The following is a 13,421-nucleotide window of genomic DNA, read 5'->3' on the forward strand; positions in this document are numbered from 1 at the left end:
CGAAGAGGCCGGGCGTTTTCGGTGTTCTGCGGGTTGGTCAGGGCCGCAATCGGGTGGCCATGTCTTCACCGAGAAGCACGAAGATGTCGGTGGTGTGGTCGATGAGGTCGTCCCGGGTCATGGGGAGATCGCCTTGGAGCCAGGCGGTGAGGGTTTGGACGAGGCCGCCGACCAGATATGTTGCGCGGAAGCTGATTACGGGGTCGGGTTCGGCGTCGGTCAGGCCGTAGAAGTCGATGCCTTCTGCGGCAACGATATTGGCGAAGGCACGGATGGTGTGCACGGTGCGGGTGCGCAGTTCGGGGGTCGCGGAGCTGACGGCGAGGGCTACGCGGGCCTTGCGGGGGTCGTCGGTGAGCACGTGGATGCCCGCGGCGATCGCGGCGTGCGCTTTGCCCCGAGTGCTGTCGGGTGCGGTGTGCAGAGCGTGCAGCAGGGCGGCGGCCAACTCCTCGGCGATGGTGTCGAACAACGCGGACAGCACGGCGTCGCGGCTGTCGAAGTTCTCGTAGTAGTAGCGCTCGTTGAGGCCCGCGCCGGAGCAGAGCGCGGCGACGGTCAGTTTGTCCACGCCCTGGGCGCCGAGGATGTCGAGGGCCGCGTCGAGCAGGGCGGTGCGGCGTTGTGTGCGGCGTTCGGCCGCCGAGATACCGCCGTAGGTCCGTTGCCCGGTCACGGGTCGATTCTGGCACGGCGACGATTCTGGTAGTAGGTCTTGCCAGAAATGACTATCTGGGGGACCCTGTTTCCAGATGCGGTGTGCCGCGTCACACCCTTGCTTCAGGAGGCAACGATGCCTGCACAGACCGGTTACTTCTCCGACGATTCGATGATCCGGCGCGTGATGCGCAAGCGGGCGGTGGGACTCACCTACGGGCAGCGCGCCCTGGTGATCGGGGCCGTGCACCCGCTGCTCTATGTCGGGACCGCCGAGAACACCCAGCATCGGACCACGCCGTATACCCGACTCGCGCTCACCGGCAAGCTCTTCGAAGCCGTCTCCCTGGGCACCCGCGAAGAAGCCGATCGGGCACGCTCTTTCACCCGCAAACGCCACAGCACGGTGGAGGGCGCGCTGCCGGAGGATGCGGGACAGCACAATCCGGCGGGCACCCGCTATTCCGCGCACGATCCGCACCTCATGTTCATGACCATGGCCTTCACCCTCGATTCCGCCGAGGTCATGCACGATCTGCTGGTCCGCAAGCTCACTCCGGGCGAGCGCGAAGGTCTCTTCCAGGACTACTGCCGCTGGGGTGAACTGTTCGGCATGCCGCGCGAGGCCGCGCCGGCCACCTATGCGCAGTTCCGCCGCGACTACGACGCCTACCTGGCCTCCGACGAGGTGTTCCTCACCGACGAGGCCAAAATCGTCGGCGCGTACCTCATGGGCCAGCGCGTCGCCTATCCGATGCCGATGCCGATTCAGCAGGCGCTGGGCGGCTTCTCACTTCTGGTCCAGGGCAGTCTGCCGCCGCGCATTCGCGAAATGTATGGCGTGAGCTGGGGAATGCGTGAGGAGATCGCCTGCGGCGGCCTGGCCCGGGCGGTCCGTACCGCGCACATTTCCCCGCCGCTCGCACCCAAGCTGCTGCGCGGCTCGCTGACCGGCCCGAGCTATCCGCTCTACCGCCTCGCGACACGCCGCGAGCAGCGCCTGATCAGCGCCGGTCGGCCCAGCATGCCGGGGGTCGATCCGCGCAACTGGGTGGCCAGACATTCGGCCTGAGCCGCATGCGAAGATCAGGGCATGTCGAGTCCTGAGCCCTCCGCCGAACGCAAGCAGCGGGTCCTGTCTGGTATCCAGCCGACCAGCGATTCGTTCCACTTCGGGAACTACCTTGGCGCCGTGCAGTATTGGGTGCGGTTGCAGGACGAATTCGACGCCTTCTACTTCATCCCGGACCTGCACGCCATCACCGTGCCGCAGGATCCCAAGGAACTGCGCAAGCGCACCAAGGTCTCCGCGGCGCAGCTGCTGGCCCTGGGCGTCGACCCCAAGAAGTCGACGCTGTTCGTGCAGAGCCAGGTGCCCGAGCACGCCGAACTGACCTGGGTGCTGAACTGCCTCACCGGCTTCGGCGAGGCCAGCCGCATGACCCAGTTCAAGGACAAGTCGGTCAAGCAGGGTGCGGAGAACGCGACCGTCGGCCTGTTCACCTATCCGGTGCTCATGGCCGCCGACATCCTGCTCTACCGCCCGCAGCTGGTGCCGGTCGGCGAGGATCAGCGCCAGCACCTGGAGCTGACCCGAAATCTGGCGCAGCGCTTCAACACTCGGTACAAGAAGACCTTCGTGGTGCCGGAGGCGCATATCGTCACCGGCACCGCCAAGATCTACGACCTGCAGGACCCCACCTCCAAGATGAGCAAATCGGCCTCCTCGGACGCCGGCCTGCTCAATCTGCTCGACGATCCCAAGGTCTCGGCCAAGAAGATCCGCTCCGCGGTCACCGATACCGGGCGCGAGATCCGCTACGACCCGGAGACCAAGGCGGGCGTGAGCAATCTGCTGGTCATTCTGAGCTCGCTCACCGAGACCCCGATCGTCACGCTGGAACAGGACTTCGAGGGCAAGGGCTACGGCGATCTCAAATCCGCCGCCGCCGACGCCCTGGTCGAATTCGTCACCCCGCTGCGCGCGAAGGTCGACGAGTACATGTCCGACCAGACCGAACTCGACCGCATCCTGCGCTCCGGCGCGGATCAGGCCCGCGAGGTCGCGAGCAAGACCCTGGCCCAGGTGTACGACCGCGTCGGGTTCCTCGCCCGCTGAGAGCCCCGTAAACCCGGCTGTGGCGAAGGTCGCGATTCGGCCGACGCGCACTGGATTTACGGTGCGCGCATCGATCCGGATGCGAGAGTAGAGGTCTGATCAGGGCGTACCGAGCGTTGCGGAGGTAAGCGGTGTTCGGTAAGGTCAAGGCTCGGATCGAGCGGGAGATCGAGAAGCGGCACTGGCTCGATCATGTGGTGCGCGCCGCGGGACGGTATCAGCGCCAGCGCGGCGACTACTACGCCGCGGGCATTACGTATTTCACTGTGCTGTCACTGTTTCCGCTGCTGATGGTGGGATTCGCGGTCGCCGGATTCGTGCTGTCCCGAAACCCGCACCTGCTCACCGAGATTCAGAACAAGATTGTCGAGAACATTCCGGGCTCGGCCGGGCAGCAGCTCAATGACCTGATCAAAGAGGCGGTCCGCTCGCGCGCCGGGGTCGGCGTCATCGGTCTGGCCACCGGCGCCTACGCGGGGCTCGGCTGGATCGCGAACCTGCGCGCGGCGCTCACCGAACAGTGGGAACAGCCGAGCAAACCCGGAAACTGGGCGCGGACCAAGCTCTCGGACCTGGGGGCGCTGATCGGACTGTTCCTGGCCATCGGGATATCCGTCGGCCTGTCGGTGCTCGCCTCCAGCGGCCTCATCTCGGCGCTGCTGCGGCGCTGGCACATTCACGAATCCACCGCCATCACCCTGCTGCTCACGCTGCTGTCGCTGCTGCTGGCCGTGCTCGCGAACTGGGCCGTCTTCGTCTGGATCATCGCCCGCATGCCCCGGCATCCGGTGACGCTGCGCAGTGCGGCCCGGGCGGCGCTGATCGCGGCGGTGATCTTCGAGGCCTTCAAACAACTCGCCTCGATCATTCTGAAATCGGTCGTGAACGGCCCGGCCGGTGTGGCGTTCGGGCCGATCCTCGGCCTGATGGTCTTCAGCTACTTCACCGCCCGCATCATTCTCTTCGCCACCGCCTGGGCGGCCACGGCCACCGAAAACGATGTGCCGGCGGATATTCCGCCGCCCGCCCCGGCCGTCATCGAACCCCGTGGTGTGGGTCCGGGACTTCCGGCCGGAGCGGGTGCGGTGCTGTTCGGTGCGGGAGCGGTTGCCGGAGCACTGCTTTCGGCGCGCCGCCGGCGCTGAACCGCGGTCAGCGCCGGGGGCGGCTCATCCGGCGCGCGCCCGCCAGCAGTACCAGCACCAGAATCACGCCACCCACGATGAGCGTGGTGCGCAGATTGTTGTTGCTCGAACCGGAATCACCGGAATCCGCGGCGGGTTCCGCCACGGGCGGACGTGCCACCACCACAGTCGAATCCGGCGCCTTCGCGCCCGCGTCGGGCAGGCTGCCGACATTGGATCCGGCGGGCAGCGCGAACGCGTAGTCGAGCAGTTTGGCCGCCTGCTCGTACGGCCGGAAGGGCAGTACATCGGCCTTCATCAGCGTGACCTCGAGCCGATGGCCATTGCGCTGCGCGCCCGCGACGAAGGTCTGCCGCGCATCGTCGGTGTACCCCGTCTTACCGCCCAGCGCGCCGTCGTATTCGTAGAGCAGGTGGTTGTCGTTCGCGATCGGAAAACCCGGATGGTCCTTGTCCTCAGGGTTTTTCGGATCCGCCGGGAACCCCGGGAAGTCGAACTGCTCGGTGTGGATGAGTTCGGCGAACAGCGGAATCGTCATGGCATCGCGGAAGATCGTCGCCAGATCGTAGGCCGAGGTGCTCATGCCCGGACCGTCCAGGCCGGACGGGGTCGCGGCGCGAGTATCCAGGGCGTGCAGGCGTTTCGCCATATCGTCCATCTTGCCCACGGTGGCTGCGTCGCCGCCGAGCTGCGCCGAGATGGCATGCGCCGCATCATTTCCCGACGCCATGATGAGCGCGTGGAACAGCTGGGCGTTGGTGTACTGCCCACCCGGCCCGATACCCACCCGGGTGCCGTCCGCATTGGCATCGTCCTGGGTGCCGATCACCGTCTTGTTCAGATCCAGCACCCGCAGCGCCACATCCGCCAGCAGCACCTTGATGGTGGACGCGGGCCGATAGCGACCGTGCGGATCCTTGGCCGCGAGCACCTTCCCGGTATCGAGATCCGACACCACCCACCCCGTCGCGGAGATCCCCTCCGGCAATTGCGGTGCGCCCGAGGGCAGGATCACACCGCATCCGCCGAGCTGATCGCCGCCGACCGGCGGGCTCGGAATCGGCAGTGGCTGCGGTGCGGAATCACCCGGCTCGGGCACCTCGGAGGCGTCGATCGGCGGCGGGGGAGCGGTCTTGTTCGGACAGCCGTCGGTATTCGGGGTGGTGAACGGCGTCGTGGTCGTACTGCTCGGCGGTGCTGCCGTCGCTGCGCCGGGTAGTGGCGCATACGCCACCCCGGCCACCGCGGTGAGTCCGGCCGCGAGGGCGGCGGCGGTGATCAGCGAGAGGCGATGCCGGCGGCCGGGGGGACTGGGGTCTTGGCGCGAAAGCCTGCGAATGCTCATCGCTCACGAGCTTAAAGGCGCAACCTGTGGGTGGCCGGGGAGGTCGAGGCGCGTCCCCGCAACGCGACTGCGGGGACGCTGAAAAGTACTGGCCGCCGGTTATTCCGCGGTCTTGGCGACCGGGCAGCCGTGGGCGAGCGGGCCGAGCAGCTTGTTGTTGTCGTAGAAGTGCTCCAGCTCGAGGATGCGCAGATCCTCGCTGACCTTGGCAATGGTGATGCCGGTCATCTCGATGAGCTCACCGGTCGGCTGGTGACCCTGGTACTCACCGGTGTAGCGACCCCAGTGCCGCCACTTGAAGGTGACGGTCGGCGGGCCGGCCAGCACCTCCAGCACCTCCCAGAAGAAGCCGCCGGGGAACGCGGTGTGGAAGATGTGGTGCGAGGACTCGAAGGTCTCGCCGCCCGGGTAATAGGGGTTGTCGCCGATCAGGATGTTGTAGGAGCCGATCCGCGCGAACTCCTCGGAGTCCTGCCATTCGCCGCCGTTGACCCGGCCGCGGTAGTGCTCGGCCACCAGCGAGACCCAGGTGGCCGGATCCTTCTTGTGCGAGACCTCCATCTCGAAGACCTTCACCAGCTCTTCGACAATGAATTCCAGCGAGTCCGGCGCATGGTCGGTGGTGCGCTCGACCGGCATGACGGTGTGGCTGAGGTGGTAGTCGGGGGCTTCCTCGCGCCAGTCTTCCGGTGCGGCAGCAGCGATTACGGCTTCACGTCCTTGCAGGTGCAAAGGCGTTACGGATTCTGTTGCTTGATCGGTCATTTGGTGCCTTACATCTCCAGACCCATTGCGGGATCTGTTAATTCGTAACTGACCGGATGAAGTTAGCAGCGTTCCGGGTGGCTGTCGCGACGAGGGCTGGACACTAGTCCAGCTACGTGCGGCAGATGCATGACACAACAAGTTTTGACACCGTCTAGCAAATGAGAGACTCTGTCATTATCAAGTTTGAATCAACTGATTGGAACTGTCATGAATGAGCCAGGAGTGCGCCGCTGGCTGGCCCTGGGTGCCTTGGCACTCGCCATGCTGACCATCGGGCTCGACGTCACCGTGCTGACCGTCGCGCTACCGACCCTCGCCGTCGACCTGCACGCCGACACCAGCGCGCTGCAGTGGTTCAGCAGCGCCTACACGCTCGCCCTCGCCGCGGTCATGCTCCCCGCGGGCGCCCTCGGCGACCGGTACGGCCGGAAGAAGATCCTGCTCGGGGCCCTGCTGCTGTTCGGCGCGGCCTCCCTCGCCTGCGCCTTCGCGGTCTCCTCCGGGCAGCTCATCGCCGCCCGCGTGGTCCTCGGCGTCGCCGCCGCGGCCATGATGCCGCTGTCCATGTCGGTGCTGCCGGGCCTGTTCCCCGATCCTGCGGAACGGCAACGCGCACTGACCATCTGGATCACCTCCACCGCCATCGGCCTGCCACTGGGACCGATCGTGGGCGGCTGGTTGCTGCAGAACTTCTGGTGGGGCTCGGTATTCCTGCTGAACGTGCCGCTGGTCGTCATCGGCGCGACCGCGGTGGCGCTGCTGGTCCCGGAATCGCGCAGCGGCAGCGTCTTCCGCATCGACCTGCCGGGCATCGCGCTCTCCGCGACCGGAATGCTCGGCCTCACCTACGGTTTCATCCGGCTCGGGCAGGAAGGCTGGGGCAACGGCCTGGGCTGGGCGGTCGTCGCGGCCGGGGTGGCGCTGCTCGCCGGCTTCATCCTGTGGCAGCGGCGCGCCGAGCATCCGCTGGTGGATCTCGGACTCTTCACCGCACCCGGATTCCGCTGGGGCACCGTCTATATGGTCATTATCAACTTCGCCATGTTCGGCCTGTTCTTCACCATGCCGCAGTACTTCCAATCGGTGCTCGGCACCGACACCCTGGGTAGCGGACTGCGCCTGCTGCCGCTCATCGGCGGACTGCTGGTGGGCACCCGGGTGGTGGACAAGCTGCTGCCCAGGGCCGGGATGCGGGTGGTGCTCACCGCCGGATTCGCCTTCCTCACCGCCGGCCTCGGCATGGCCGCGCTCATCACCGTGGATCGGCCCTACGGCTTCGCGGCCGCGGCCCTGGTGCTGGTCGGCATCGGCATGGGCTTCGTCATGCCCGCCTCCATGGGCCTGGCCATGAGCGATCTCAGCCCCGACCGCGCGGGCTCCGGTTCGGCGCTGCTGCAGGCGCTGCGGCAGGCGGCCGGCACCATCGGCGTCGCGGTACTGGGCACCGTGCTGGCCACCCAATACCGTTCCAGCCTCGGCGATCTCGATCACGAACCGCTCTCCGACGGTGTCAATGCCGGGGTGGGTGCGGCCCGCGCACTCGGTGATCCGGCCGTGCTCGCGCACGTGCGATCCGCGTTCGTCGACGGTATGAGCGTCATGATGTGGGTCTGCGCGGGCGTGGCACTGGCGGCCACCGCACTGGCCCTGCTGCTCACCCGGAATCGGCCGGCCGCGCCGGAGCTCGCGCCCGATGCTGCACAATCGGTTCATGTCGGCTGAGCCCAAGCACACCACCATCCCGGCCGGGGCCAAGAGCGCCCCGGCCGGGATCGGCCTGCGGGAACGCAAGAAGGAACGCACCCGGCGCACCATTCGCACCGAGGCGTTCCGGCTCTTCCGCGAGCACGGCTACAACGAGACCACCGTCGAGCAGATCGCCGAGGCGGCCGATATCTCGCCCAGCACCTTCTTCCGGTACTTCCCGTCGAAGGAACAGGTGGTGCTCGCCGACGATGTGGACCCGATCATGATTCGGGCCATCGAGCGGCAGCCGCTGGACACGCCGGTCCTGGCCGCCGTGCGCCAGGCCGTCATCGACGCGTTCGACGAAATGGATCCGGAGCTGCTCGCCTTCGAACAGGAGCGGGTCGATATGGTCTATTCGATTCCCGAGCTGCGCGGTGCGATGGCCCGGGAGTTCGAGCGCAATATCGCCCTCATGGCCGGTGTGATCGCGCCTCGATTGGGCCGCAGCACCGACGATTTCGAGATCCGCGCGCTGGTCGGTGCGATGACCGGGGCCATGTTCGGGATTGTCGGTACGTCCGGGCGGGTGCCCTTCGACAGGGATCTGATCGTGCGGGTCATCGACTTCCTCGCCGCCGGAATGCCGCTCTAGACAGGCTGTTCCAGCAGTCCCTCCACCACCTCGTCGTCCACCGTGGCGAAGAAACCGCCGACCACATCCTCGATTTCGGCAATGGAGTCGGCGCAGTACAGCACCGGCTGATAGTGCGTGATGTCGTAGACGGCGGTGCCCATCTCCTGAATGTGCAACGGCCGCAACCGCGCATCGCGGAACTCCTCGATCTCGCCGAACGAGGAGAGCAAACCGGCTCCGTAGCAACGGACTTCGCCGTGCTCGCGCACCACGCCGAACTCCAGTGAGAACCAGAAGACATCGGCCAGGAATTTCAGGGCCCGCTCGGAGGTGAGCCGGGCGACGGCCGCGCCCACCTCCTCGTACAGCGCGGCGAAGCGCGGACTCGCCAATTGATTTGCGTGGCCGAGGATTTCGTGGACGGAATCCGGCTCCGGTGTGTACAGCGGGGCCGAATGATGGCGAATGTACTGGGTGGAGTGGAAGATCCGATCCGCGAAGGAGCCGAAGAACTCGCGCAGCGGCACCAGGCCGGCGGCGGGGGCGTAGCGGAAACCGGTGAGCGGGAACAGATGCGCCGTCACCTCGTCCAGCTGCGGAATGTGATCGGTGGGCAGTGCGAGCCGCCGCGCCGCCTCGATCACCTCGGTGCAGGCGTAGCGCTCACGCTTACGCGCCAATTCGGCGGAGACGATCCGCCAGACTTCCTGTTCCTCGGCGGTGTACTCGATCTGCGGCACCGGCGCGCCCGGCCGGTAGTCCAGGGCCAGCGCGGCGATCGCATTGCGGCGGATGCGGTACAGCGGATCGTGCACGCCGGGATGCTCATCGCTCAAATGCACCGTCACATCGCCGTCGGCCCCCTTGGTGACCGGCGAATACAGCTGCGCCTCGGTGAACATGCCTTGATGCAATCACCGCCGTGTGATTCAGACAACAAACACCCGCTCAGCTGAGCAGATTGCGTAGCTGAACGGGTGACATATGACGAGCGACCGCCCGTTTTGCCAGTGCCACTGCGCATTCGATGCAGCAGGGCGGGGCGCACTCGAGAGGTCCGGTGCCGCGTGGACTCGGCGCGGCGCGGGGCCGGGCGATAGCTACGGCGAAGGCCGCCCGCATTGCAGTGCGGGCGGCCTTCTGGGAGTGCTACCGGATTGCAGTCCGGGTCCCGATCAACGCGGGGCGTTGGCCGGATCGAGCAGTGTAGGAGTGCGGCCCTCGCGGTGCGCCTGGCGGGCGTCCTCGAGGAACTCGCGTGTGAACAGTGCCGACAGTACGGCGATACCGCCGCGGTGGATGCGGAATTCACTGCGATCGGCGGCGCCGACCAGGCGGATGACCCGGCCCGCGGCGTCCTTCGGGCAGGAGAAATCCTTGACCCGGCCGCGACCGGTCCACTCCAGATCGGACTGGACGATGACCGCGTCCTCGGGGACCAGCAGTTTGACCATGGCGTGGTCGAGATCGGCGTGCACCACGATCTCATCGTCGCCCTCGATCAGCGGCGAGCGCAGGTCGATGACGACGCTGCCGTAACGGGCCTTGACCTCGAAGTGGTTGGCGGCGGTCCAGTCGCCGAGGCGCTTGGTGGTGCCGTGGTCGGTGTGGATGCGGGTGGTGGTGTTCATCGCGGTGCCTTTCGGAGCGGGTGGAGCGGGTCGGGTTCGCCTGCTCCTCAATAGTTGCACATGTACTAGTTGCAGTGCAACTAGTTTGTGGGAATCTAGTGGGCCGGAACCCAGTAGGATGGGGGTATGACAGCATCGCCGCAGTTCAAACGGTCGCCGGTGGCGATGGCGCTGCTCGGCATCCTGCATATGGAGCCGATGCACCCCTACGCCATCCAGCGGCGCATCAAGGGATGGGGCAAGGACAAGGTCGTCAATGTGGGCCAGCGCGCCGGGCTGTACAAGACCATCGCGCGCCTGCAGGACGCCGGACTGGTGGCGGTCCGCGAGACCGGCCGCGACCAGCAGTACCCAGAGCGCACCGTTTACGAGATCACCGACGCCGGCCGCGCCGCCTTCACCACCTGGCTGACCGAGATGATCGCGCAACCGCGCAATGAATTCCCCGAATTCCCCGCGGCGCTGTCGTTCCTGATGCTTCTCGGCCCGGACCAGGCGAAGGCGGAACTCGAGCGCCGCGTTGCCGCGACGCGCGCCCGTATCGCCGAAATAGACTCCGACGCCGCACAATCCGCGCCACTCGGCCTACCCCGGATCGTCACCTTGGAAGACGAATATCAGCGCGCCGTCGCCGACGCCGAACTCCACTGGCTCGAGGCCGTCGTCGCGGACCTCGCAGCGGGCACCCTGACCTGGTCGTGGGAATCGCTTGTCCCGCATGCGGATCAGTCGATACGCAGCTGAATCATCCTGTAGCACAACAAAAAAGGCCGCCCGCATCGAAAGATGCGGGCGGCCTTCGGCTTACGGCGTGAGCGCCGCTCCCGGGGTTTCAGGGGGTGTCCCTGAGAGTCCCGAGAGCTGTTCTGCGCCTGCCGAGTGCTGCGTCTAGCGGGTGAAGAGCAGTGCGCGCTTCACTTCCTGGATCGCCTTGGTGACCTCGATGCCACGGGGGCACGCGTCGGTGCAGTTGAAAGTGGTGCGGCAGCGCCACACACCCTCGACATCGTTGAGGATGTCCAGGCGCTCGCGGGCGCCCTCGTCACGGCTGTCGAAGATGAAGCGGTGCGCGTTCACGATCGCGGCCGGGCCGAAGTAGCTGCCGTCGCTCCAGTACACGGGGCAGGAGGTGGTGCAGCAGGCGCACAGGATGCACTTGGTGGTGTCATCGAAGCGGGCCCGGTCGTGCTGGGACTGGATGCGCTCCATGGTCGGCTGGTTACCCGTGGTGATCAGGTACGGCTTCACCGCCTTGAAGGCGTCGAAGAACGGTTCCATATCGACCACGAGGTCCTTCTCCACGGGCAGGCCGCGGATGGGCTCGACGGTCATGGTGAGTTCCTTGCCGTTCTTCGGCAGCAGGTCCTTCATGAGCACCTTGCACGCCAGCCGGTTCACACCGTTGATGCGCATGGCGTCCGAACCGCAGACACCGTGGGCACACGAGCGCCGGAAGGTGAGCGTGCCGTCCAGGTAGGACTTGATGTAGAGCAGCACGTTCAGGAACCGGTCGGTCGGGAGCACGGGGACCTTGAACTCGTCCCAGTGGTTGCCCAGGTCGTTCTCGGGATTGAAGCGCGCGATCTTGACCGTGATCAGGACCGAGCCGGGCGGCACCGGCGCAGGCTTCTGCGGGGCCGCCTTGTCGAGTGTCGCAGTCATCAGTACTTACGCTCCATCGGCTCGTAGCGGGTCTGCACCACCGGCTTGTAATCCAGGCGGATATCGGAGATCAACTCCGGACCCGTCTTGTAGGCCATGGTGTGGCGCATGTAGTTGGTGTCGTCGCGGTTCGGGTAGTCCTCGCGAGCGTGTCCTCCGCGCGATTCCTTGCGATTGAGCGCACCCACCACGGTGACCTCGGCCAGCTCCAGCAGGAAGCCCAGCTCGAGGGCCTCGAGCAGATCGCTGTTGTAGCGCTTGCCCTTGTCCTGCACGGTGATCCGGGTGTACCGGTCCTTGAACTCGTGGATGTCGTTGAGGACCTGCTTGAGGGTGTCCTCGGTGCGGAACACGCCCGCATTGGCATCCATGGTGGCCTGCAGCTCGCCGCGGATATCGGCCACGCGCTCGTTGCCGTGATCGGACAGGATCAGCGCCAGCCAGTCCTGCACCATCTGCGCCGGGTTCTCCGGCAGCTCGGTGAACTCGCTGCGCTGGGCGTACTCGGCGGCGGCAATGCCCGCGCGGCGGCCGAACACATTGATGTCCAGCAGCGAGTTGGTGCCCAGGCGGTTGGAGCCGTGCACCGAAACACACGCGCACTCGCCGGCGGCGTACAGGCCGGGGACCACATCGGTGTTGTTGGCCAGCACCTCACCGCGAATGCGGGTCGGGATGCCGCCCATGACGTAGTGGCAGGTCGGCATGACCGGCACCAGTTCGGTCACCGGGTCCACGCCCAGGTAGGTGCGGGCGAACTCGGTGATGTCGGGGAGCTTCTCCTCGAGCACGTCCGCGCCGAGGTGGGTCACGTCGATGTAGACGTAATCCTTGTTCGGACCGGCGCCACGGCCCTCGGCCACCTCGAGCACCATCGAGCGGGCGACGATGTCACGCGGCGCGAGGTCCTTGATGGTGGGGGCGTAGCGCTCCATGAATCGCTCACCCGACGCATTGCGCAGAATGCCGCCCTCGCCGCGGACCGCCTCGGAGATGAGGATGCCCAGACCCGCGAGGCCTGTCGGATGGAACTGGTGGAACTCCATGTCCTCCAGCGGAAGTCCCTTGCGGAACACGATCGCCATGCCGTCACCGGTGAGGGTGTGCGCATTGGAGGTGGTCTTGTACATCCGGCCCGAGCCGCCGGTCGCGAAGATGATCGACTTCGCGTGGAAGATGTGCAGATCGCCGGTGGCCAGCTCGTAGGCGACCACACCGGTCGCGACGGTGCCGGTCATCACCAGGTCGAGCACGTAGAACTCGTTGTAGAACTCCACGTCGTGCTTGACGCAGTTCTGGTACAGCGTCTGCAGGATCATGTGGCCGGTGCGGTCAGCGGCGTAGCACGCGCGACGCACCGGAGCCTTGCCGTGGTCACGGGTGTGACCGCCGAAGCGCCGCTGATCGATCTTGCCCTCGGGCGTGCGGTTGAACGGCAGGCCCATCTTCTCCAGATCGAGCACCGCGTCGATGGCCTCCTTGGCCATGATCTCCGCGGCGTCCTGGTCGACCAGGTAGTCACCACCCTTGACGGTGTCGAAGGTGTGCCACTCCCAGTTGTCCTCTTCCACGTTCGCGAGCGCGGCGCACATGCCGCCCTGCGCCGCACCGGTGTGGCTGCGGGTCGGGTAGAGCTTGGTCAGGACAGCGGTGCGGACGCGGGGTCCGGACTCGATCGCCGCGCGCATGCCTGCGCCACCGGCGCCGACGATGACGACGTCGTACCGGTGCTCCTGAATCGGTCGGGATTCACTCATCGGAGTTGGCCTGT

Annotated in this window: 13 protein-coding genes; 6 read left to right on the forward strand and 7 right to left on the reverse strand. The window is 66.5% G+C overall.

Translation table 11 applies throughout. The features are described from left to right. Nucleotides 1-37 precede the first annotated feature (37 nt). A complete protein-coding gene (locus ABZX86_RS17960) occupies nucleotides 38-676 on the reverse strand; it encodes a TetR/AcrR family transcriptional regulator (RefSeq protein WP_355124712.1) in 639 nt (212 codons plus the stop codon). 117 nt (nucleotides 677-793) lie between these two features. Between ABZX86_RS17960 and ABZX86_RS17965 the strand changes: the two genes are divergently transcribed. The 3 genes from ABZX86_RS17965 to yhjD all read left to right on the forward strand — a co-directional run bounded on the left by ABZX86_RS17965 (nucleotide 794) and on the right by yhjD (nucleotide 3,921). Then, entirely contained in the window at nucleotides 794-1,729 is a 936-nt protein-coding gene (locus ABZX86_RS17965; protein ID WP_355124714.1) for an oxygenase MpaB family protein, read from the forward strand. Between the two features lie 21 nt (nucleotides 1,730-1,750). Next, nucleotides 1,751-2,776, forward strand: coding sequence for a tryptophan--tRNA ligase (trpS, locus tag ABZX86_RS17970; RefSeq protein ID WP_355124716.1), 1,026 nt, complete (start codon nucleotides 1,751-1,753; stop codon nucleotides 2,774-2,776). Between the two features lie 131 nt (nucleotides 2,777-2,907). Next, on the forward strand, nucleotides 2,908-3,921 hold the full coding sequence (gene yhjD / locus ABZX86_RS17975; RefSeq protein WP_355124718.1) for an inner membrane protein YhjD: 1,014 nt from the start codon (nucleotides 2,908-2,910) through the stop codon (nucleotides 3,919-3,921). A 7-nt stretch (nucleotides 3,922-3,928) separates the two neighbouring features. On the opposite strand, the gene ABZX86_RS17980 is transcribed toward yhjD, so the two are convergent. Further along, the gene (locus tag ABZX86_RS17980; RefSeq protein WP_355124719.1) at nucleotides 3,929-5,266 is read right to left on the reverse strand and encodes a serine hydrolase; all 1,338 of its coding nucleotides are present in this window, start codon (nucleotides 5,264-5,266) and stop codon (nucleotides 3,929-3,931) included. Nucleotides 5,267-5,365: 99 nt separating this feature from the next. Further along, nucleotides 5,366-6,031 carry an ester cyclase gene (locus ABZX86_RS17985; protein WP_355124721.1) on the reverse strand — a complete coding sequence of 222 codons (666 nt, stop codon included), beginning with the start codon at nucleotides 6,029-6,031 and terminating at the stop codon, nucleotides 5,366-5,368. Nucleotides 6,032-6,241: 210 nt separating this feature from the next. Here ABZX86_RS17985 and ABZX86_RS17990 point away from each other — a divergent pair, with 210 nt between their 5' ends. Both ABZX86_RS17990 and ABZX86_RS17995 read left to right on the forward strand, forming a co-directional pair. Further along, nucleotides 6,242-7,756, forward strand: coding sequence for an MFS transporter (locus ABZX86_RS17990; protein ID WP_355124723.1), 1,515 nt, complete (start codon nucleotides 6,242-6,244; stop codon nucleotides 7,754-7,756). Beyond that, nucleotides 7,746-8,375, forward strand: a complete 630-nt coding sequence (locus tag ABZX86_RS17995) for a TetR family transcriptional regulator (RefSeq protein WP_355124725.1) — start codon at nucleotides 7,746-7,748, stop codon at nucleotides 8,373-8,375. Before ABZX86_RS17990 ends, ABZX86_RS17995 begins: the two co-directional genes overlap by 11 nt. On the opposite strand, the gene ABZX86_RS18000 is transcribed toward ABZX86_RS17995, so the two are convergent. After that, nucleotides 8,372-9,259: a phenylalanine 4-monooxygenase gene (locus ABZX86_RS18000; RefSeq protein ID WP_355124727.1), complete on the reverse strand. Its 888-nt coding sequence runs from the start codon at nucleotides 9,257-9,259 to the stop codon at nucleotides 8,372-8,374. The two genes, ABZX86_RS17995 and ABZX86_RS18000, sit on opposite strands and share 4 nt — an antisense overlap. 273 nt (nucleotides 9,260-9,532) lie before the next feature. Beyond that, a complete protein-coding gene (locus ABZX86_RS18005) occupies nucleotides 9,533-9,988 on the reverse strand; it encodes a hypothetical protein (RefSeq protein WP_355124729.1) in 456 nt (151 codons plus the stop codon). Nucleotides 9,989-10,114: 126 nt separating this feature from the next. Here ABZX86_RS18005 and ABZX86_RS18010 point away from each other — a divergent pair, with 126 nt between their 5' ends. Further along, the gene (locus ABZX86_RS18010) at nucleotides 10,115-10,732 is read left to right on the forward strand and encodes a PadR family transcriptional regulator (RefSeq protein WP_355124731.1); all 618 of its coding nucleotides are present in this window, start codon (nucleotides 10,115-10,117) and stop codon (nucleotides 10,730-10,732) included. Nucleotides 10,733-10,876: 144 nt separating this feature from the next. Here ABZX86_RS18010 and ABZX86_RS18015 read toward each other — a convergent pair whose 3' ends face one another. After that, nucleotides 10,877-11,650: a succinate dehydrogenase iron-sulfur subunit gene (locus tag ABZX86_RS18015; RefSeq protein WP_355124733.1), complete on the reverse strand. Its 774-nt coding sequence runs from the start codon at nucleotides 11,648-11,650 to the stop codon at nucleotides 10,877-10,879. Further along, entirely contained in the window at nucleotides 11,650-13,407 is a 1,758-nt protein-coding gene (gene sdhA, locus ABZX86_RS18020) for a succinate dehydrogenase flavoprotein subunit (protein ID WP_355124735.1), read from the reverse strand. The genes ABZX86_RS18015 and sdhA overlap by 1 nt, the downstream gene beginning before the upstream one ends. Nucleotides 13,408-13,421: the final 14 nt, after the last annotated feature.

The organism is Nocardia sp. NPDC006630, assembly GCF_040611495.1.
GTDB lineage: Bacteria > Actinomycetota > Actinomycetes > Mycobacteriales > Mycobacteriaceae > Nocardia.

Coding starts and splice junctions, on each gene's coding strand:
- trpS (WP_355124716.1), top strand. CDS start 1,751: ATGTCGAGTCCTGAGCCCTCCGCCGAACGCAAGCAGCGGGTCCTGTCT.
- ABZX86_RS17995 (WP_355124725.1), top strand. CDS start 7,746: ATGTCGGCTGAGCCCAAGCACACCACCATCCCGGCCGGGGCCAAGAGC.
- ABZX86_RS18010 (WP_355124731.1), top strand. CDS start 10,115: ATGACAGCATCGCCGCAGTTCAAACGGTCGCCGGTGGCGATGGCGCTG.
- ABZX86_RS17980 (WP_355124719.1), bottom strand. CDS start 5,266: ATGAGCATTCGCAGGCTTTCGCGCCAAGACCCCAGTCCCCCCGGCCGC.
- ABZX86_RS18015 (WP_355124733.1), bottom strand. CDS start 11,650: ATGACTGCGACACTCGACAAGGCGGCCCCGCAGAAGCCTGCGCCGGTG.
- ABZX86_RS17990 (WP_355124723.1), top strand. CDS start 6,242: ATGAATGAGCCAGGAGTGCGCCGCTGGCTGGCCCTGGGTGCCTTGGCA.
- ABZX86_RS18000 (WP_355124727.1), bottom strand. CDS start 9,259: ATGTTCACCGAGGCGCAGCTGTATTCGCCGGTCACCAAGGGGGCCGAC.
- sdhA (WP_355124735.1), bottom strand. CDS start 13,407: ATGAGTGAATCCCGACCGATTCAGGAGCACCGGTACGACGTCGTCATC.
- ABZX86_RS17965 (WP_355124714.1), top strand. CDS start 794: ATGCCTGCACAGACCGGTTACTTCTCCGACGATTCGATGATCCGGCGC.
- ABZX86_RS18005 (WP_355124729.1), bottom strand. CDS start 9,988: ATGAACACCACCACCCGCATCCACACCGACCACGGCACCACCAAGCGC.
- ABZX86_RS17985 (WP_355124721.1), bottom strand. CDS start 6,031: ATGACCGATCAAGCAACAGAATCCGTAACGCCTTTGCACCTGCAAGGA.